The sequence below is a fragment of the Phenylobacterium sp. P4_E10 genome (assembly GCF_056401675.1).
The window spans coordinates 380,172-399,802 of the sequence record NZ_JBFUIW010000001.1; the positions used below are offsets into that span (position 1 = coordinate 380,172).

Annotated in this window: 16 protein-coding genes; 8 read left to right on the forward strand and 8 right to left on the reverse strand. The window is 68.3% G+C overall.

The features are described 5' to 3' along the window. Positions 1 to 115: 115 nt before the first annotated feature. The 3 genes from AC1DQJ_RS01895 to AC1DQJ_RS01905 all read left to right on the forward strand — a co-directional run bounded on the left by AC1DQJ_RS01895 (position 116) and on the right by AC1DQJ_RS01905 (position 5,516). Positions 116 to 2,779, forward strand: a complete 2,664-nt coding sequence (locus AC1DQJ_RS01895; RefSeq protein ID WP_477599692.1) for a valine--tRNA ligase — start codon at positions 116 to 118, stop codon at positions 2,777 to 2,779. Between the two features lie 237 nt (positions 2,780 to 3,016). Beyond that, entirely contained in the window at positions 3,017 to 4,771 is a 1,755-nt protein-coding gene (locus tag AC1DQJ_RS01900; protein WP_477599694.1) for a class I adenylate-forming enzyme family protein, read from the forward strand. Between the two features lie 13 nt (positions 4,772 to 4,784). Beyond that, the gene (locus tag AC1DQJ_RS01905) at positions 4,785 to 5,516 is read left to right on the forward strand and encodes a TlyA family RNA methyltransferase (protein ID WP_477599696.1); all 732 of its coding nucleotides are present in this window, start codon (positions 4,785 to 4,787) and stop codon (positions 5,514 to 5,516) included. On the opposite strand, the gene AC1DQJ_RS01910 is transcribed toward AC1DQJ_RS01905, so the two are convergent. The 3 genes from AC1DQJ_RS01910 to AC1DQJ_RS01920 all read right to left on the reverse strand — a co-directional run bounded on the left by AC1DQJ_RS01910 (position 5,513) and on the right by AC1DQJ_RS01920 (position 7,272). Next, positions 5,513 to 5,812 (reverse strand): hypothetical protein, encoded by a 300-nt coding sequence (locus AC1DQJ_RS01910; RefSeq protein WP_477599698.1) that lies wholly within the window; start codon positions 5,810 to 5,812, stop codon positions 5,513 to 5,515. The genes AC1DQJ_RS01905 and AC1DQJ_RS01910 overlap by 4 nt on opposite strands. Before the next feature lie 382 nt (positions 5,813 to 6,194). Continuing rightward, positions 6,195 to 6,776, reverse strand: coding sequence for a glycine zipper 2TM domain-containing protein (locus AC1DQJ_RS01915; RefSeq protein WP_477599700.1), 582 nt, complete (start codon positions 6,774 to 6,776; stop codon positions 6,195 to 6,197). Between the two features lie 46 nt (positions 6,777 to 6,822). Continuing rightward, positions 6,823 to 7,272 carry a glycine zipper 2TM domain-containing protein gene (locus tag AC1DQJ_RS01920; protein WP_477599702.1) on the reverse strand — a complete coding sequence of 150 codons (450 nt, stop codon included), beginning with the start codon at positions 7,270 to 7,272 and terminating at the stop codon, positions 6,823 to 6,825. 229 nt (positions 7,273 to 7,501) lie between these two features. Between AC1DQJ_RS01920 and AC1DQJ_RS01925 the strand changes: the two genes are divergently transcribed. After that, the gene (locus AC1DQJ_RS01925) at positions 7,502 to 8,734 is read left to right on the forward strand and encodes a class I SAM-dependent RNA methyltransferase (RefSeq protein WP_477599739.1); all 1,233 of its coding nucleotides are present in this window, start codon (positions 7,502 to 7,504) and stop codon (positions 8,732 to 8,734) included. Here AC1DQJ_RS01925 and AC1DQJ_RS01930 read toward each other — a convergent pair. Beyond that, positions 8,724 to 9,389, reverse strand: a complete 666-nt coding sequence (locus AC1DQJ_RS01930; RefSeq protein ID WP_477599704.1) for a DUF4328 domain-containing protein — start codon at positions 9,387 to 9,389, stop codon at positions 8,724 to 8,726. The genes AC1DQJ_RS01925 and AC1DQJ_RS01930 overlap by 11 nt on opposite strands. A 64-nt stretch (positions 9,390 to 9,453) precedes the next feature. Then, positions 9,454 to 10,536, reverse strand: coding sequence for a PA0069 family radical SAM protein (locus tag AC1DQJ_RS01935; protein ID WP_477599706.1), 1,083 nt, complete (start codon positions 10,534 to 10,536; stop codon positions 9,454 to 9,456). Between the two features lie 89 nt (positions 10,537 to 10,625). Here AC1DQJ_RS01935 and AC1DQJ_RS01940 point away from each other — a divergent pair, with 89 nt between their 5' ends. Continuing rightward, positions 10,626 to 11,078, forward strand: a complete 453-nt coding sequence (locus AC1DQJ_RS01940) for a glycosyltransferase (protein ID WP_477599708.1) — start codon at positions 10,626 to 10,628, stop codon at positions 11,076 to 11,078. On the opposite strand, the gene AC1DQJ_RS01945 is transcribed toward AC1DQJ_RS01940, so the two are convergent. Next, the gene (locus AC1DQJ_RS01945; protein ID WP_477599710.1) at positions 11,075 to 12,658 is read right to left on the reverse strand and encodes a lytic transglycosylase domain-containing protein; all 1,584 of its coding nucleotides are present in this window, start codon (positions 12,656 to 12,658) and stop codon (positions 11,075 to 11,077) included. The two genes, AC1DQJ_RS01940 and AC1DQJ_RS01945, sit on opposite strands and share 4 nt — an antisense overlap. A gap of 68 nt (positions 12,659 to 12,726) precedes the next feature. Continuing rightward, positions 12,727 to 13,545 carry a uracil-DNA glycosylase gene (locus AC1DQJ_RS01950; protein ID WP_477599712.1) on the reverse strand — a complete coding sequence of 273 codons (819 nt, stop codon included), beginning with the start codon at positions 13,543 to 13,545 and terminating at the stop codon, positions 12,727 to 12,729. Between the two features lie 143 nt (positions 13,546 to 13,688). On the opposite strand from AC1DQJ_RS01950, the gene AC1DQJ_RS01955 reads away from it, so the two are divergent. The 3 genes from AC1DQJ_RS01955 (at position 13,689) to AC1DQJ_RS01965 (ending at position 18,097) form a co-directional block, all read left to right on the forward strand. Next, positions 13,689 to 15,377 carry an electron transfer flavoprotein-ubiquinone oxidoreductase gene (locus tag AC1DQJ_RS01955; RefSeq protein ID WP_477599714.1) on the forward strand — a complete coding sequence of 563 codons (1,689 nt, stop codon included), beginning with the start codon at positions 13,689 to 13,691 and terminating at the stop codon, positions 15,375 to 15,377. 129 nt (positions 15,378 to 15,506) lie between these two features. After that, positions 15,507 to 17,210, forward strand: a complete 1,704-nt coding sequence (locus tag AC1DQJ_RS01960) for a tetratricopeptide repeat protein (RefSeq protein WP_477599716.1) — start codon at positions 15,507 to 15,509, stop codon at positions 17,208 to 17,210. Positions 17,211 to 17,218: 8 nt separating this feature from the next. After that, positions 17,219 to 18,097, forward strand: coding sequence for a 4-(cytidine 5'-diphospho)-2-C-methyl-D-erythritol kinase (locus AC1DQJ_RS01965; RefSeq protein WP_477599718.1), 879 nt, complete (start codon positions 17,219 to 17,221; stop codon positions 18,095 to 18,097). Between the two features lie 110 nt (positions 18,098 to 18,207). Here AC1DQJ_RS01965 and AC1DQJ_RS01970 read toward each other — a convergent pair. Further along, positions 18,208 to 19,631: ammonium transporter (locus AC1DQJ_RS01970; RefSeq protein ID WP_477599720.1), on the reverse strand; the 1,424-nt coding region annotated here is incomplete at its 5' end.

Sequence of the window (19,631 nt, forward strand, 5' to 3'; positions counted from 1 at the left end):
CGGGCTCTCGCACCCATTTCCGATCGACCCGGCCCGGTTTCCGCCGCGCCGGGTCGATTGATTCCGGGTCATCGCGCTTCCACGCCGATGATCGAAAATGTATGCAGCGCCTCTGATGCTTGAAAAGAACTTCGACCCCACGTCCGCCGAACCCCGTCTCTATGCCGAATGGGAGGCTTCGGGCGCGTTTGCGCCGTCGTCCGACCCGGCCGCTGAGACGTTCTCGATCGTCATCCCGCCGCCGAACGTCACCGGTTCGCTGCACATTGGCCATGCGCTGAACAACACGCTGCAGGACGTGCTGACCCGCTTTGAGCGGATGCGCGGCAAGGCGGCGCTGTGGCTGCCCGGGACCGACCACGCCGGCATCGCCACCCAGATGGTGGTCGAGCGCCAACTGGCCGCCGCCGGCAACATCGGCCGCCGCGACATGGGGCGCGACGAGTTCATCGCCAAGGTCTGGGAGTGGAAGGCCCAAAGCGGCGGGACCATCACCAACCAGCTGCGCCGCCTGGGCGCTTCCTGCGACTGGAGCCGCGAGCGCTTCACCCTCGACGAGGGGCTGTCGGCCGCGGTCCGTAAGGTGTTCGTCACCCTGCACAAGCAGGGGCTGATCTATCGCGACAAGCGGCTGGTGAACTGGGATCCGCACTTCCAGACCGCCATCTCCGACATCGAGGTCGAGCAGAAGGAAGTTGACGGCGCCTTCTACCACTTCGCCTATCCGCTCGAGGACGGCAGTGGCGAGATCGTCGTCGCCACCACCCGTCCGGAGACCATGCTCGGCGACACCGCGGTAGCGGTGCATCCGAGCGACGAGCGCTACAAGCACTTGATCGGCCGCGCCGTGCGGCTGCCGATCGTGAACCGGCCGGTGCCGATCATCGCCGACGAGTACGCCGACCCCGAGAAGGGCTCCGGCGCGGTGAAGATCACCCCGGCGCACGACTTCAACGACTACCAGGTCGGCAAGCGCAACAACCTGCCGATGATCAACATCTTCACCGACGATGCGAAGATCAACGAAAACGCTCCGGCCGAGTATCGCGGCCTGGACCGCTTCGAGGCCCGGAAGAAGGTGGTCGCCGCCTTCGAGGAACTGGGCCTGCTGCGAGAGATCGAGAAGACCCGCCACGCCGTCCCGCACGGCGACCGCTCGGGCGCGGTCATCGAGCCCTACCTGACGGACCAGTGGTACGTGGACGCCAAGGTCCTGGCCCAGCCGGCGATCAAGGCCGTCGAGGAAGGCCGCACGGTCTTCGAGCCCCGCCATTGGGAGAAGACCTACTTCGAGTGGATGCGGAACATCGAGCCCTGGTGCATCTCGCGCCAGCTCTGGTGGGGTCACCGCATTCCGGCCTGGTACGGCCCGGACGGCAAGATCTTCGTCGCCGAGACGGACGAGGGCGCCAAGGCCCTGGCCCGCGAACACTACGGCCACGACGAGCCGCTGCGCCAGGACGACGACGTCCTCGACACCTGGTTCTCCTCAGGCCTGTGGCCGTTCTCGACCATGGGCTGGCCGGAGAAGACGTCCGATCTCGAGCGCTTCTACCCGACCAGCACCCTGATCACCGGCTTCGACATCATCTTCTTCTGGGTCGCCCGGATGATGATGATGGGCCTTCACTTCATGGGTGAGGTTCCCTTCGACCGCGTCTTCATCAACGCCCTGGTTCGCGACGCCGAGGGCAAGAAGATGAGCAAGTCCAAGGGCAACGTCATGGACCCCTTGGAGCTGGTCGACGAGTACGGGGCTGACGCCCTGCGCTTCACCCTGACCGCCATGTCGGGCCAGGCGCGCGACATCAAGCTCTCGCGCCAGCGCATCGAGGGCTATCGCAACTTCGGCACCAAGCTGTGGAACGCCGCCCGCTTCGCCCAGGTCAACGGCTGCGCCCGCGCTGAGGGCTTCGATCCCGCCTCGGTCGAGAACGTCCTCAACCGCTGGATCGTCGGCGAGACGGTGCGCACCGCTCACGCCGTGACCAAGTCGCTGGAAGGCTGCGGCTTCGACGGCGCGGCCACCGGCCTCTACCGGTTCATCTGGAACACCTTCTGCGACTGGTACGTCGAGCTCGCCAAGCCGATCCTCAACGGCGCGGACGAGGCCGCCAAGGCCGAGACGCAGGCCACAGCCGCCTGGGCGCTGGACGTGATCCTGAAGCTGCTGCACCCGGTCATGCCGTTCCTGACCGAGGAACTGTGGGCTCAGACCGCCGACCTCGGCGCGCCGCGCGGGGAGGGGATGCTGATCACCTCCCGCTGGCCGCAGCTGGCCGACAGCCTGATCGACCCCGACGCCGACGCGGAAATCGGCCTGATCGTCGCCGCAGTCAGCGAGGGGCGCTCGGTCAAGGCCGAGCTCAACGTCCCCCACTCGGCCCGCCCGCCGCTGCTGGTGATCGAGGTTAGTGAGGGCCAGCGCAAGGTGTTCGAGGCCAACGCCTCGGTCATCGCCCAGACCCTGCGGGTCGCCGAGGTGAAGTTCGTCGAGCAGGCGCCGCAGGGCGCCATCCCGTTCGTCGTCAACGGCGCCACCCTGGCCCTTCCGGTCGCCGAGTTCATCGACCTGACGGCCGAACGCGCCCGTCTGGCCAAGGAAATCGCCGGCCACGCCTCCGACATCGCCCACGTGAACAAGAAGCTCGGCAACCCGGCCTTCGTCGCCAACGCCAAGGAAGAGGTGGTCGAGGAGAACCGCGAGCGCCTGGCCGAATCCGAAGCGGCCAAGGCCAAGCTGGAACACGCGCTCTCGCTGCTGGAGGCGGTGGTCTGAACAAGGACCGGTGGCTCCGCCTCCGGAGGAGCTGTCGGCCGCATGGCTGACTGAGGGGGACTTGGACGGCTAAGTCCGATTCCCCTCCGTCTCGCCTTTGGCGATCCACCTCCCCCAGAAGGGGAGGAACTGTTCTCCCCGCGTCAAACGTCTGTTTGCCTCTGACGCTAGGTTATGCTTGTTCACCTATGACGACGCGGGCGTGTGAATGCCCGCGCGAGCATTAGGAGAACGCCTATGTCCGAGGCTGAACTGCCGGCTGGCTGGCCCGCCATGTCCATCGCCCAAGCCCACGCACTGATCACTGCGCCGGGCACGCCGGCCGAGATCGAGACCGTCGTCATCAACGGCGTTCCGACCCGGACCTGGAAGAACCTGCCCCCCTCGATCCGCTCCATCGTCGAACTGGGCCGCGCCCACGGCGAAAGGGTGTTCCTGGTCTATGAGGACGAGCGCGTCACCTTCGAGGCCTTCTATCGCGCCGTCTCGGCCTTCGCCCGCCAGCTTGCGGCCGATGGCGTAGGGAAGGGCGACCGCGTCGCCGTGATCATGCGCAACCTGCCGGAGTGGCCGGTGGCCTTCTACGCCGCCGCCTCGCTGGGCGCGATCGTCACCCCGCTGAACGCTTGGTGGACCGGCCCGGAGCTGGAATACGGCCTGACTGATTCGGGCTCGAAGGTCGTGGTGATGGACGCCGAGCGCTATGAGCGCCTGACCGAGCACCTGCCCAACTGCCCCGATCTCGTCCGCGCCTATGTCAGCCGCGACCGCGAGGAGATCGCCCATCCGCTAGTGACTACCCTGGAGAGCGTGCTGGGCGGCGCCAACGATTGGGCCAAGCTGCCCGACCAGCCGCTGCCGGACGTCGAGATCCTGCCCGACGACGACGCCACCATCTTCTACACCTCGGGCACCACCGGGAAGCCGAAGGGCGCCCTGGCCACCCAGCGGGGTGTGAACTCCAACATCATGGCCGGCGCCGTCGGGGGCGCCCGCGCCTTTCTGCGCCGCGGCGAAGCCCCGCCGGAGCCCGATCCCAATGCCCCACAGCGCTCGTCGCTGATCTCGGTGCCGTTCTTCCACGTCACCGGCTGCTTCGCCGTGCTGAACCCGTCGCTGGCCGGCGGCGCCAAGCTGGTGATGATGCACAAGTGGGACGTGATCCGCGCCTTCGAACTCATCCAGCGCGAGAAGGTGCAGTCGGCCGGAGGCGTGCCGACCATCGCCTGGCAGCTGATCGAGCATCCGGCCCGCGCCAACTACGACCTCTCGTCCCTGGAATCGGTCGCCTATGGCGGCGCGCCCTCGGCCCCCGAGCTGGTGCGCAAGATCAAGGAAACCTTCCCGAAGTCAGCCCCCGGCAACGGCTGGGGCATGACCGAGACCTGCGCCACCGTCACCACCCACGGCGCCGAGGACTATGCCAACCGCCCCGACAGCTGCGGCCCGGCGGTCCCGGTCAGCGACCTGCAGATCCGTGATCCGGCCGACGGCGTCACCGTGCTGGCCGCGGGCCAGGTCGGCGAGCTGTGGGCGCGCGGCCCGCAGATCGTGAAGGGCTATTGGAACAAGCCGGAAGCCACCGCCCAGACCTTCGTCGACGGCTGGGTCCGCACCGGCGACCTGGCGCGCGTTGATGAGGAGGGCTTCTGCTTCATCATCGACCGGGCCAAGGACATGCTGATCCGCGGCGGCGAGAACATCTACTGCATCGAGGTCGAGAACGTTCTCTACGATCATCCGGCGGTGATGGACGCGGCGATCGTCGGCATTCCGCACCGGACCCTCGGCGAGGAGCCGGCCGCGGTCGTCACCCTCAAGCCTGGCGCTAGCGCCACCGAGGACGAGCTGCGGGCCCACGTCGCCGAGCACCTGGCCGCCTTCAAGGTGCCGGTGCAGGTCCGCTTCTGGCATGAGACCTTGCCCCGCAACCCGAACGGCAAGATTCTCAAGAACGAACTGAAGAAGCTGTTCGTCGAGGAGCAGGCGTAAGCCTGAGACGCTGTTGGGCCGAAAACGCGCGGATGTCGTCCTGGTCGAGCGCGGCCTGTTCGACAGCCGCGCCAAGGCCCGCGCGGCGATCGAGGCCGGCGGCGTCGCAGCCGACGGCCGCCGCCTCGGCAAGCCTTCGGAACTGATCGAAGAGCATGCCGAGATCGAGGCCGCCGCCGCCCATCCCTATGTGGGCCGCGGCGCGCTGAAGTTGGTCCACGCCCTGGATCTGTGGCCAGTGCAGGTCGAGGGGCGCACGGTGCTGGACGTCGGCGCCTCGACCGGCGGCTTCACCGAGGTCTGCCTTGAGCGCGGCGCAGCTCGGGTCTACGCGGTCGATGTCGGGCGTGGCCAACTGCACCCCAAGCTCGCCGGCGATCCGCGCGTGGTCTCGCTCGAAGGCGTCGATGCGCGCAACCTGGACGCCCACGTTATTCCGGTCGCGCCGGACCTGGTGGTGACTGATGTCAGCTTCATCGGCCTGGCCAAGGCGCTGCCTGCGGCGCTTCGCCTGGCGGCTGGCGGCGCGGACCTGGTCGCCCTGGTCAAGCCGCAGTTCGAGGTCGGGCCGGAGAACGTCGGCAAAGGCGGGCTGGTCAAGGACGAGGCCGCCCGCGCCCGCGCCCTGGCCGATGTCGCCGAGTTCCTGAAGGTCTCAGGCTGGATCGTGCGCGCCACCGCCGACAGCCCGATCGTCGGCGGCGACGGCAACCACGAGTACCTGCTGTGGGCGTCCCGCCCCTAGAGCGTGCGCCAGAAGGCCTGCTCGACGGTGAGCACTTCGAACAGCTTCTTCTCATTCGCCGTGCGCAGGGCCGCCAGGTAGTCCGCGCTGGCCTGGACCGTCCCCATCAGCTTGTCGACTGCCGCCAGGTCGTCGAGCCTTGCGACCCAGATCACGTCGTTGAAGCCGCCGACGCGATTGGCGACCTCGATCTGTACGCCGGACGCCTTGGTGACGATCTGAGCGACCTCCATCGCCCAGGCGATGGCGTCCGGGATCGGCCCGGTGATCCTCGCGCGGGTGGAGAACATGATCATGGCTTCCTCCGTCTTTCTTCGCTTGCGCCATGCAGTCGGCATAGCGCTGACCCTCCGATGACATCGGCGGGTTGACGCATTCGCAAAAGCACTGGAATCGGCGCTGACTCTCATTCGGAGTCGGCGAACACTAGGGCGCTAGATGCGCCTCGGGACCGTGGGAGGCAATTACAATTCAGACGCTATCGTGTGCTCAATAACGTGGGCGTCAGTTCCCTCGACATCTCAAATGCGCGAACGACTATTATGTCGGGATTTCAACTATTTCGACGGGCGGCGCTATAATCTGAGGTGGCGTCCCGAAAAATGAGAAGCCGCCCGCGCTGGGCGGGCGGCTTCCGTCCGTCGAATACGCCGACGGGCTCCCCCTTGGGAGGGAAGGTTAGTCCACGACCTGATAGTTGCCGCTGGCGTCCTGGCAAACGCGCACGAAGCGCTTCTGCGTGCGGCCATCGGGCAGGTAGATCGGGCTCTCGGCCAGGGTGCAGCCATCGGCCTGCGGGGGCGCCTGGACCACGCGATAGGGCTCGCTGCGATCGTAGTCGCGACGCTCGTCATAGGCCGGCGCATAGGCCGGCTCCTGATAGCGCTGGCCGTAATAGCCGTTGTAGCTGGTCTGCGGCGCGCGATAGGCGGTCGTCGGAGCGCAGGCCGCTGAGGTCTTGCCGACCGCCGCGCCGCCCATGGCGCCCAGGGCGCCGCCCAGCAGCGCGCCTTCGGTGCGAGCGTTGCGGGCCGCGGCGTTGGAGCCGATCGCCGCGCCGAGGGCGCCGCCGATCAGGGCTCCGACCGTGCCGCGGCTGGTCGTGTCGCGGCGGCACGGGTCGTAATAGGTCCCGCTATTGCCGTAGTAGCCGGCCGACTGCGCCGCGGCGAAGGTCGGAACGCTGGCTGCGGCGCTCAGGGCCATGACCCCGGCCACGCCAGCTAGCGTGCTTTTGGCGAAGGTCGAACGGAAGTTCATCGTCTAATTCCCCTGGACTTGAACAGAATGATCGGGCGCGAGGGCCCTAGGTGCGGCCGCTCGGACGCCACGTGCCGTCACGGCCGCGGCAGACTTCGTAGCTGTGGTTGCGACCGCCGTAGGATTCCTGGACCCAGCGGCAGTTGCTGCTGGTTTGGGCGTAGCTGCTGGGCTGGTAGTTGTTGCTTGAGCGCGTCGCCGGGCGCGGGGCAGGGCGGTAGTTGGCGCACTTGGCGTTGCTCTTAGCGATCTGGTGACCGGCCACGGCGCCGACCGCGCCGCCCAGCAGGGCGCCTTCGGTCTTCACGCCCTTGGAGGCGACGCCGCCGCCGGCCAATGCGCCGACCAGGCCGCCGACGATGGTGCCCTTGTTGGCCTGCTGGCGTTGCTGTTCCTGGCAGGAGGCATAGGACTGCGCCGAGGCGACGCTCGGGATCGCGACCGGCGCGGCGATCACCATCATCCCGGCGGCGGCGAGAGCAAGGGCGCGGTTCATCGGCTTTCTCCTTTAGTCATTCGGTAGGCGGCGCCGAGGCCCCGCCTGCGCTATGGAACTTGGCTGAACGAGTCTGAACGGAGCTTGAGTGGCCCGTTCATCTACGTTCATCTTCATTGACGCCCTTCCCGGTAAGGGTTTGCGGCGTTCGAACCTACGAAACGAGCCTTGCAGTATGCGACGTCCCCGGCCCCATAGGGCCCGACCCACCGACGCTTCCTCCGGCCCCATGGTCGAGGTTCAGATCGAGGCTGTAGGCGGCGAAGGCGACGGGATTGCGGCAGGTCCGCTCTATGCGCCCTTCACCCTGCCGGGCGAGCGCGTGCGCCTCGCGCCCGGCCCGCAGCGCCGTGAGGTCGAGGCCATTCTCGAGCCCAGCCCGCAGCGCATCGCCCCGCCGTGTCCGCACTTCGGGGTCTGCGGCGGCTGCGCCCTGCAGCACTGGGAGCATGGCGCCTATCTGGCCTGGAAGGTCGAGCGTCTGGTCGGCACCCTGGCGCGCGAGCGCATCGAAACCGAAATTCTGCCGGCCTTCGCGGCAGCGCCGCACACCCGTCGCCGGCTGGCCCTGCACGCCCGGCAAGGACGCAAGGATAGTGCGCGGCTGGGCTTTAAGACCCGCAAGTCTTGGGACGTCATCGACATCAGCGCCTGTCCGATCGCCGATCCGGCCTTGGAAGCGGCCCTGCCGGCCTTGCGCCGGATGGCCGCCCCGCTGTTCGAGCATCCGAAGTCTGCGCCGACCCTGCACGTCACCCTGACCGCCACGGGGCTGGACATCGACATCTCCGGCGTCGAGCGCAAAAGCGGCGGTCTTTCCGCCGACGCGCGGATGCGCATGGCCGAAATCGCCGCCGAAGCCGCCTTCGCCCGAGTCACCCTGGACGGTGAGGTCGCCTATATGGAGCACCAGCCCACCGTCCGGATCGGCGGGGCCACGGTGGCGCTGCCGGCCGGAGCCTTCCTGCAGGCGGTCCCCGCAGCCGAAGACGTCATGGCCGCGCAGGTGGTCGAGGCCGCCGCGGGGGCTGAGCGCATCGCCGACCTGTTCTGCGGGGTCGGCACCTTCACCTTCCGGTTGGCCAAGATCGCCCCGGTCCTCGCTGCCGACGGCCACGCCCCGGCGGTTCGCGCCCTGCAGGCGGCGGTTTCCACCGCGCCCGGCCTGCACGGGATCACCGCCGAGGCCCGCGATCTGACCCGCCGGCCGCTGCTGGCCGAGGAGATGAAGAAGATCGACACCGTGGTCTTCGACCCGCCGCGCGCCGGCGCCGCCGAGCAGGCCGCCGAAATCGCCCGCTCGAAGGTGGTTAGGGTGATCGGCGTGTCCTGCAATCCCGCGACCTTCGTCCGCGACGCCCGCACCCTGATCGACGCCGGCTTCACCCTCGAACGCGTTTTGCCGGTCGACCAGTTCCTGTGGTCGCCGCATGTCGAGCTGGTGGGAGTGTTTAGCCGCTGACGGTCGCCGCCGCGCCTGGCTCATCGAAGGTTTGAACCCTCAGCGCGTGGGTCTGGGCGTCGGTCAGCTGGCGGACAATCGTCCGCAGCAACAGAATCAACGGTATTGCAAGGCAAGACGACGCCAGCGAGAGCTGTTCGCTCAGCACCAGCGTGCTTTGCGTCTGCGTGCCGACGCTGATGCGGCCCGACGCATTTCCGAGGATGCTGGTAAGCAAGAATAGCCCCCACCACCAGTTCAGCAGGTCGGGCGCAGCCGCCTGCCGCCAGTCGCCTGGCGCGTGGCTGATCCGCCAGGTTTCACGCATGGCCCTGAACGGCATGACCAGGTTTGCGAACGGAACGAAGAACCAACCGACCGACCAGCCGGGGGAGATCGTCTTGCCCCGGGTTAAGGTCGAGGCGTTCAGATTGACCCGATAGATCCACTTCAGGGTCAGGAACGCCGCCACGACGTAGACCCCGAGATAGTAGAGCGCGACGAAGCTGACCGCCGGCATGGTGTCGTAAATCGACGCTTGTCCGCTCGAGAGCCGATTGATTTCCACCATCGACAGGGCCGCCATGGCGACTTCGCCGATGAGCAGAAAGGCCTGCACGTTCAGCACAGTCTTCGTCAGCGGCTGCGGATCGATCGGGCCGACTCGTTTGGCCATCGGGCTTCCCCCTCCAGAATACCCCATAGGTTGCATCGCTTTCCTGAACTCTACAATACCGTGATCACCCGAACAGGTCGCCCTGGTCGCCGGCCTTGGGCGGGACCTTGAACTGGCTGAGGTCCAGGGCGCCCAGCTTGGTGTTCAGGCCCAGCCGCTTCTTGGCCGCTGCGAAGCGCTGGGCCATCAGGTCGGCGATCGGGCCTTCTCCGCGCATTCGCTTGCCCCAGTCGGGATCGTAGTCCAGCCCGCCGCGCATCTGGCGCACCAGCGACATCACCCGGCTGGCGCGGTCGGGATGGTCGGTGGCCAGCCACTCGCGGAACAGGTCCTTGATCTCCCGCGGCAGGCGCAGCGCCACATAGCCGGCGCCGGTCGCGCCAGCCTCGGCGGCGCGCTCCAGCACCGCCTCCATCTCGTGGTCGTTGAGGCCTGGAATAGCCGGGGCGAACATCACCACCGTCGGTACGCCGGCGTCGGCCAGGGCCTTGATCGTGGCGATCCGCCGCTCCGGCGTCGCCGCCCGCGGCTCCATGCTGCGCGCCAGCTTTCGGTCCAGCGTGGTCACCGAGATCGCTACCCGGCACAGGTTGCGCTGGCCCATCGGCCCGATGATGTCGAGGTCGCGCTGGATCAGCGCCGACTTGGTGATGATCGAGCACGGATGATTGAAGCGGCTCATGACCTCCAGCACCCCACGCGTCACCCGCGCCGTGCGCTCGGTCGGTTGGTAGGGGTCGGTGTTGCCGCCGATATGGATGAATTCGGGCCGATAACGTGGCGCGGACAGCTCCTTCTCCAGCAGCCCGGCCGCCTCGGGCTTGAAGAACAGCTGGCTTTCGAAATCGAGCCCGGGCGACAAGCCCATATAGGCGTGCGCCGGCCTGGCGTAGCAGTAGATGCAGCCGTGCTCGCAGCCCCGGTAGGGATTGATCGAGCGCGAGAAGCCGACGTCGGGACTGTCGTTCTTGGCGATGATGGTCTTGGCCTTCTCGGCCGTCAGCGTGGTCTTCAGCTGCCCGGGTTCAGGATCCTCCAAGGTCCAGCCGTCGTCGAACGCCTCGCGGACCTGGCTCTCGAACCGTCCGCTGGCGTTGGAGCGCGCGCCGCGGCCCCTGACCGTGATCTGCTGGGTGAATGTGCTCACCGCGCCATCATAGGCGTGGGAAAGAACAAAGCAAGAACATATGGGGCGCGGCGCTTGACGCGCGCGCCGAAGCGTCGCCTCAAGGTAGGATGATCTCTGTCGTCATTCCCACCCTGAACAGCGAGCGCGAGCTGGCCGCCCTGCTGCCGGTGCTGGTGCCGGCCGCGGTCGATGGCCTGGTGCGCGAGGTGATCTGCGCGGACGCCGGCTCGACCGACGCGACCCTCGACATCTGCGAGGACGCCGGCGCCGAGGTGGCGTCGGGCCTGGCGGCGGCCGGCCGCAAGGCCAGGGGTGACGTGCTTCTGGTTCTGCCGGCGGCGCTGAGGCTGCGCCCGGGCTGGGAAGAGAGCGTTCGGCGGCACCTGGATCGCCAGGGCGGCGCTGCGCTGCTGTTGGCGGAAGCGCCCAGCCTGATCGAGCGGCTGACGAGGCCGAAGCTGGCCGGGGTGCTGGTGGGGGCGGCCGCTTTTGCGAAGATCGCGCCGGCCGATATCGCCGACCTGCGCCGCCGGCTCGGCCGCGCGGCCCTGCTCAGCTAGCGGTCGAGCCGCGCGTCGACGAAGCCTGCGCCCTTGGCCACCGCGTCCAGGGTCTTGGTGTCGAGCCCGAACTTTTTGCGATAGGTCCAGTAGCCGGCCATCACCTTCTCGACGTAGTTGCGGGTCTCCTGGCTGGGCAGGCACTCGATCAGCATCAGGCTGTCGGCCTCGTCGCCGAACACCTTGGCCGTCTTCAGCAGGGTGCCGGGACCGCCGTTGTAGGCCGCGACCGCTCGCAGGATGTCGTAGCCGACTCCGCGCTCCATCAGCCAGGTCACATAGTCCTGGCCGACACGCAGGTTGAAGGCCGGGTCGAACATCGGGCTCATGTCGGCCTTGAGCTTATCGTCGCCGGCGGCGCGGGCGGCGGCCTCCGGCATCACCTGCATCAGGCCCACCGCGCCCGCTGGCGAGACGGCCTGCGGGTTGAAGCGGCTTTCCTGGCGCACGATCGCGTAGACCAGCGCCTTGTCGATGGTGAAGCCTGACCGCGGCTCGAGCACCGGCGTCGGATAGTCCGGCTCAGGCGGGGCGCGGGTGATCGGCAGCGTCGAGGCGACGTCGGCGTCCGAGGTGAGCGGCGCGTTCAGCGACAGGATCAGCGACATCCACTGGGAGCGCTCCTCAGCCGTCCTCGCCAGCGCCAGGCCGGCCCGAAGCTCCAGCCCAGCCTCGACCGGCAGCCCGACCTGGGCGAGGGCGGTGGCGCGATGGGCGCGGGCGTCGTCGCGGATGAACGGGGTCAGGTGCGCGCTGGGCGCGGAAACGAAGGCCGCCGGGGTGAGTTCGGGGGCCGGGGCCGCCGACTTGGCGTCGTCCAGCGCGGCCAGCCGCACGCGGCGCTCGGCGATCATGCCGTAGAAGGTTGCGGGGTGGCGCGCGGCCAGCTTCAGGAAGCCTTCCGCGCGGGCGGCGTCGCCCGCCTGCTCGGCGGCGCGCGCGGCCCAGTAGCCTGCGCCCGAACGCAGCCAGGGATCTTCCTGCTCGTCCCGCGCGACCTGACTGAAGAAGGACTCGGCCAGCGCGTAGTTCTTGAGGCGATAGGCGGCCAGGCCGGCGATCCAGCGCTCTCCGACCGCGGGCGCCAGTTCCAGCGCCTTTTCGACATCGCCCGAATAGAACGCCTGCCGCGCCGACAGCGTCCGGTCAGGCGAAGCCTTGCCGGAGATGCCCTGGGCGGTGACTTCGACGCGTCGCCAGTCGGCGCCGGCCAGCAGCGGCGGCCTCAGGGGCTTACCGCCGATGATCGGCTTACGCTTCTGGGCGAGGGTGTAGACACGCTCGGCGCCGGGCAGGTCGTTGTACTGCTCCAGCCAGCGCGCCAGATCGTCATAGGTCGCCTGTCCGCCCGGCCGCATCAGTTGGCGGAAAGCCAGGTGCCCGGCCAGGGACCGATCCTTGATCTCGGACGTTTGCATTTCGGCGTCGATGAAATCGCCACGATCGACCGCGTCGAACGCGGCCGCGTAGCGTTGCGCATCCCAAGGGCTCAGGGCCATGGGCGCGGCTTTCGTCGTACCTGCAATGGCTGCGCAGATCATGGCCAAGGCCGTGATCCGCATGCCTGTGCGTCCCCGCATGCGATCCCCACGTCGCCGCCTCTACGCGCGGCTAAAACGTGGCCCTCAGTTCCCGTGACGCTTGAGTCTTAAGCGCCACGGTCCGGGCGATCAAGCCGCTCGGCCAGGGTCAGAACGTCGCTCCAGGCTTTCTTCTTGGCTCCGGGCTGCCGCAGCAGGAAGGCCGGATGCAGCGTCGGCATGGCCGGCAGTTCTAGTTTTCCGTCCTCCGAACGCCACTCGAACCAGCGACCGCGAAGCGAAAGTATGCCCTCGTCGCGCTTCAGCATCGACTTCGCCGAGGGTGCGCCGACCAGCAGCAGCATGCGCGGCGAAATAAGCTCAACCGCCCGCTCTACAAAGGGTTGGCACACCATCTGCTCCTGCAGCGAGGGCGTGCGATTGCCCGGCGGACGCCAGAAGACGGTATTGGTGATGAACACCTTGTCGGAGAGCCCCGCCGCCGCCAGCATCCTGTCGAGCAACTGACCGGCGCGGCCGACGAAAGGCTCGCCTTGCGCATCCTCATCGGCCGCCGGACCCTCGCCGATCACAATTAGCGGCGCAGTGGCCGATCCGCGCCCGAACACCGCCTGTTTGGCGCCTTCGAACTTCAGCGGGCAGCCGTCGAAGCTCGCGATCGCGGCCTTCAAAGCCTCCAGATCCTGGGCCTCAGAGGCCAGACGGCGCGCCTCCAGCACCGCCGAGGCGACGTCGGCGGCTACGCCGGGGCGCGGCGCCGGGGCCGGCGCGGCCGGCGGTTTCTTCTCCGCCGGCTTGGGCGCGACGAACTTCCCAGCCTCGATCCGATCGATCGGGGTATCGAGCAGCATGGCGTCCACGCCCGCCTCGGCCCAGAAGGCGAGGAGGCTCTCAGCCGTGCGATCGAGGGTGGAAGCTTGCGTCATCAGGTCTCTAAAGGGCGTCTATAGCGGAGTTCGCGCTTGACCGCCCGAATGCAAGCTTCGAATAAGTCGCGCGAAGGATCAACGCTGCGTGTAGCAAAGGGGAGGGGAACCCCGGGCGCGGCATTTTGGGAGTTACGGGGATCATGAGCGACACCATCGCCACTGAGACAATCGAACGCGAAGCGATGGAATACGACGTCGTGATCGTCGGCGCCGGGCCCGCGGGCCTATCGGCGGCCATCCGCCTGAAGCAACTGGCCGAAGCGGCCGGCAGCGAGATTACGGTCGCGGTGCTGGAAAAGGGCTCGGAAGTCGGCGCGCACATCCTGTCCGGTGCGGTCATCGACCCGAAGGGCATCAACGAGCTGCTGCCCAACTGGAAAGAGCTGGGCATTCCGCTGGAGACCAAGGTCACCCGCGACAAGTTCGTGATCCTCGGCCCGAACGGCGATCTGGACATCTCCTTCCTGCCGTTCCCGAAGTGGATGCTGAACCACGGCAACTACATCGCCTCGCTCGGCAACGTATGCCGCGCCCTGGCGACCCACGCCGAGGGCCTCGGCGTCGAAATCTATCCAGGCATGGCCGCCTCGGAAGTCGTCTACAACGCTGACGGCTCGGTGAAGGGCGTCGTCGCCGGTGTGTTCGGCATCGACAAGGACGGCAATCAGACCGCCGACTACCAGCCGGGTATCGAGCTGCACGCCAAGTACACCTTCATCGGCGAGGGCGTCCGCGGCTCGCTGGCCAAGCAGCTTCAGGCCCGCTTTGGCCTCACCAACGGCCGGGAACCCCAGAAATTCGGGATCGGCATCAAGGAGCTGTGGCAGGTTCCGGACGAGAACTTCGAGCCCGGGCTCACCCAGCACACTTTCGGCTGGCCGCTGGACAACCAGACGGGCGGCGGCTCGTTCATGTACCACTTCGGGGACAACTACGTGGCCATCGGCTTCGTCGTGCACCTGAACTACAAGAACCCCTGGCTCTCGCCCTTCGACGAGTTCCAGCGCTTCAAGACCCATCCGGCGATCCGCGACTACCTGGCCGGCGGCAAGCGCATCGCCTACGGCGCCCGCGCCATCACCGAGGGCGGCTCGCAGTCGCTCCCGCAGCTGTACTTCCCGGGCGGCGTGCTGCTGGGCTGCTCGGCCGGCATGGTCAATGTCCCGCGCATCAAGGGCAGCCATAACGCCGTGAAGAGCGGCATGATGGCAGCCGAGGCCGCCTTCGAGGCCCTGACCGCCGGGCGCGCCAGCGACGAGCTGGTCGCTTACGAGGAGGCCTACAAGAAGTCCTGGATCCACAAGGAGCTGTGGGCGGTCCGCAACTTCAAGCCGCTGTGGTCGAAGTTCGGCACCATCCCGGGCATCGTGCTCGGTGGCCTGGACGCCATGATCGGCAACATCCTGGGCGGCTGGTCGCCGTGGGGCACGCTGAAGCACGGCAAGTCCGACGCCGAAGCCACCGGCCTGGCCAAGGATTACAAGCCGATCGTCTATCCGAAGCCGGACAACGAATTCAGCTTCGACAAGCTGTCGTCGGTGTTCCTGTCCTCGACCAATCACGACGAGAACCAGCCGGCCCACCTGAAGCTGAAGGACGCGAGCGTCCCGATCGAGGTGAACCTGCCGCGCTTCGGCGAGCCGGCGCGTCTGTTCTGCCCGGCCGGCGTCTATGAGGTGCTGTACGACGAGGCCGGGAACAATCCGAAGTTCCAGATCAACTTCCAGAACTGCGTCCACTGCAAAACCTGCGACATCAAGGATCCGTCGCAGAACATCAACTGGACCACGCCGCAAGGCGGCGACGGCCCCAACTACCCGAACATGTAGGGCGGTTTTCACGCTCCGACATCGCGCCGCCCTGGCCTCCAGGGCGGCGCTTTGCGTTTGGATCCTGAATTAACCCGAGTTCATCGCCGACGCCTTGAACTCGCTCGCGAAAGCGCCGAGGGTCGGGGCATGCGCCGTCTGCTTGTCGCCATCGCCCCGCTTCTGCTTGTCGCCGCCTGCGCCACGGCGCCCGAGGAGGTCGCCTGGACCCCGCCCGTCAACGACGGCATGGGCGGTTCGGCCTATGGCGCGTTCCTGGCCGGCCAGGGAGCGCTGAACGACGGCGCCGGGGCCGAGGCGGCTGCCTATTTCGCCAAGGCCGAGGTCGAGGGCGGGGCCAGCGATTTGCTGCGCGACCGGGCCTTCACTGCCGCGGTTCTCGCCGGCGACATTCCTAAGGCCGCCAGCTTGGCGCCTGAGGGGGCCGAAGCCTCGGAATCGACCAAGCGCCTGGGCCAGCTGGTCAGGGGCGTCGAGTACATGGCCACTGGCGAGGGCAAGGCCGCGCAGGCCACACTCAGCGCCGACGCCATTGGCTTCCCCCACCGCGGCGCCGCTGCGCTGCTCGCCCCCTGGGCGGCGGCCATGGCCGGCGACGCCGAAGGTTCGCTGGTTCGCCCCGAAATGCGCGGCGATCGCGTGGTCGACTATTTCGGCCAGCTCGGCCAAGCCTACCTGTTCGAACGCGCCCGTCGCTATGACGAGGCCGAGACCGACTACAAGGCCATCACCGGCGGCGACACCCCCGGCGACATCGCCGTCCTGGCCTATGGCGGCTTCCTTGAGCGGCGCAACCGCCGTCCCGACGCCATCGCCCTCTATGACCGGGCCCTGCAGAACCAACCTTCCAACCAGGGCCTGGTCGCCGCGCGCGCCCGCGCCGAGAGCGGCAAGGGCGCGCCGCCCGCGCCGACCCTGCGCCAGGGCTCGGCCCAGGTGCTGATCGCCCCCGCGGCCGGCATGCTCGCCGCCCGCCAGGAACAGCTCGGCCTGGCCTATCTGCGCCTGGCCCTGCGGCTGGATCCGGGCCGCAATGAAGCCTGGCTGATGGTCGGCGACCTGATGGAGGCGGCCGGGGACATCGAAGGCGCCCGCGCCGCCTATGCTCGTCCCAAGCCCGGCTCGGTGGAATATGGCGCGGCCCGCACCAAGCTGGTCTGGAGCTACCAGAACGCCAAACAACAGGATCAGGCGCTAAAGCTCGCGGCCGCCGACGCCGCCGGCCCGGATCCCGAAGCCAAGGTCACTTACGCGGACATCCTGCGGGCCAACGACCGCTACGCCGAGTCCGCCCAGGTGCTGACCGAGGTCATCGCCGCCCGCCCGGCCCCCGATTGGCGGCTGCTCTACATGCGTGGCGTCGCCTTCGAGCGGGCCGGACATTGGCCCCAGGCCGAGAACGATCTGGAGGCGGCTCTGAAGCTGCGTCCGGACGAGCCGGAGCTGCTGAACTATCTGGGCTATTCCTGGATCGACAAGGGTGAGCGGATGGCCGAAGCCCTTGGCATGGTCGAGCGCGCCGTCGCCGCCAATCCGCAATCGGGCGCGATGATCGACTCCCTCGGTTGGGCCCACTACCGGCTCGGCGACTACAAGAAGTCGGTCGACCTGCTCGAACAGGCGGTCGAACTCGAGGCCGGCGACCCGGAGATCAACAACCACCTCGGCGACGCCTACTGGCGGGTCGGCCGGCGGATCGAAGCTGAGTATCAGTGGCGCCGGGTGCTGACCCTCGATCCCGACGATCGGATCAAGGCCGACGTGAACGCCAAGCTGGCTTCCGGCCAAGGGCCGCGCGGCCCCTCGGCGACCCCCCGCGTCGCCGGACAGTAGTGCTCCCCGTGGCCTTCGCGCCGGCGAAGATCAACCTGTTCCTGCACGTCGGGGCGCCCGGCGCTGACGGTTATCACCCGCTCTGCAGCCTTATGGTCTTCGCCGACATTGGCGATCGCGTGGCGTTGCATGAAGCCGATGTGCTCAGCGTGCGCGTGAATGGCCCCTTCGCCGGCATGCTGGGGAGCGAGGGCGACAACCTGGTGCTGCGCGCCGCCCGGGCCCTGCTGGCCAAGGCGCGCGGGCCCCAGCCGCTGGTCGGCCTGTCGCTGGAAAAGCTGCTGCCGGTGGCCGCCGGCCTCGGCGGCGGCTCTAGCGACGCCGGGGCTGCGCTGCGCCTGCTGCGCACCGCCCTGGACGTGCCGATCGACGACGCCGGTCTGGAAGGCGTCGCCGCTTCGCTAGGCGCCGACGGCGCGGCCTGCTTGTGGGGGCGACCCGTGTTGGCCCAGGGCCGCGGGGAGCTCCTGTCTCCGGCGCCTGGCCTTCCGGCGATCGAGGCGGTGCTGGTCAATCCAGGCGTCGGCGTCTCGACCCCCGCCGTCTACGGCGCGCTCGACACCGCAGGTAGTTTCGGCGACATCGCGCCGCCGCCCATGCCCGACGCCTTCGAGAGCGTCGAAGAGCTGGCCGGCTGGCTCTGCATGATGCGCAATGACCTCGAGGCGCCGGCCGTCGCCCTGGCGCCGGAGATCGGCGACGTGCTGGCCACCCTCGCCGACGAACGCGAGACCCTGATCGCCCGCATGTCCGGTTCCGGCGCGACCTGCTTCGCCATCTGCGCCGGCGACATCGAGGCCGACGCCCTGGCCGAACGGGTGGCCGCACTACGCCCCGGCTGGTGGGTGCGACGCTGCCGCCTGGGCGGCCCCTGGCCGGACGCGTAAGCGCGCTCTGACGCCTAACGAAAAACGGGGCCCCGAAGGACCCCGTTTCCAGAACTTTCCGAGATGGATGCGGGCGGAGGTCTCCCCAGGCCCCCGCCCGCGCTCGCCCCCTAGGTGTGGTAGGCGCGCTCGCCGTGCTCGGTGATGTCCAGGCCCTCTTCTTCGGTCTCCACCGACGGGCGCAGGCCCACGGTGAACTTGATCACGAAGAAGACGATGGTCGACATGACGCCCGACCAGCCGATGGCCACCAGGACGGCCTTCAGTTGAGCCATGACCTGGGTGCCCATGACGTAGGCGGCCGTGTCGCAGGTCGAGATGTCGCCGTCGAGGGCGCAGGTGGTGTAGTCGACCACGCCGGCGCCGCCCCAGGCGGGGTTGACCAGCAGGCCGGTGGCCAGGGCGCCGACGATGCCGCCGATCGCGTGGATGCCGAAGGCGTCCAGGCTGTCGTCGTACTTCAGCGTGTTCTTGATGGTGGAGCAGAAGAACACGCAGATCGGCGAGACCACGAGGCCGAGGATCACGGCGCCCACCGGGCCGGAGAAGCCGGCGGCGGGGGTGACGGCGACCAGGCCGGCGACCAGGCCCGAAGCCAGGCCGAGCATGCTGGCCTTCTTGCGGGTGATCCACTCGACCGCGACCCACGAGATACCCGCGGCGGCAGTGGCCACCAGGGTGTTGATCATGGCCAGCGCGGCGTAGCCGTTGGCTTCCAGGTTCGAGCCGGCGTTGAAGCCGAACCAGCCGACCCACAGCAGGCCGGCGCCGACCAGGGTGAGGGTCAGCGAGTGCGGCGGCATGGCTTCAGTGCCGTAGCCCTTGCGCGGACCGACGATCAGCGCGCCGACCAGGGCGGCGATACCGGCGTTGATGTGCACCACGGTGCCGCCGGCGAAGTCGAGAGCGCCGAAGCTCCAGATCAGACCCGCTTGGATCGGATCCTTCGGCGCGGCCGCGACCGCGTCGGGACCCGCCCACCACCAGACCATGTGGGCCATCGGATAGTAGGAGAGGATCGGCCACAGGATGGCGAACAGCACCACCGCGGCGAACTTCATCCGCTCGGCCACGCCGCCCAGGACCAGGGCGGCCGTGATGCAGGCGAAGGTCATCTGGAAGCAGATGAACACCAACTCGGGGATGGCGATGCCCGTGGAGAACGTCGCCACGGTCGAGGCCGGGGTCACGTCCTTCAGGAACAGCCGTCCGGCCCCGCCGACGAAGCTGTCGAGACCGCCGCCGTCGGTGAAGGCCAGGCTGTAGCCGTAGAAGAGCCAGGCGATCATGCCGATGACGGTCACGGTCGAGACCTGCATCAGCATCGAGAGCATGTTCTTCTGGCGGACCAGGCCGCCGTAGAACAGGGCCAGGCCCGGAATGATCATCAGCAGCACCAGGACGGTGGAGACCAGCATCCAGGTGGTGTCGCCCTTGTCCACGGTGGGAGCCGCAGCCTCGGCGGGGGCGGCGGCTTCGGCGGCGACCGGGGCCGCGGCGGCTTCAGCCGCCGGCGCCGGAGCAGCGGGCGTGG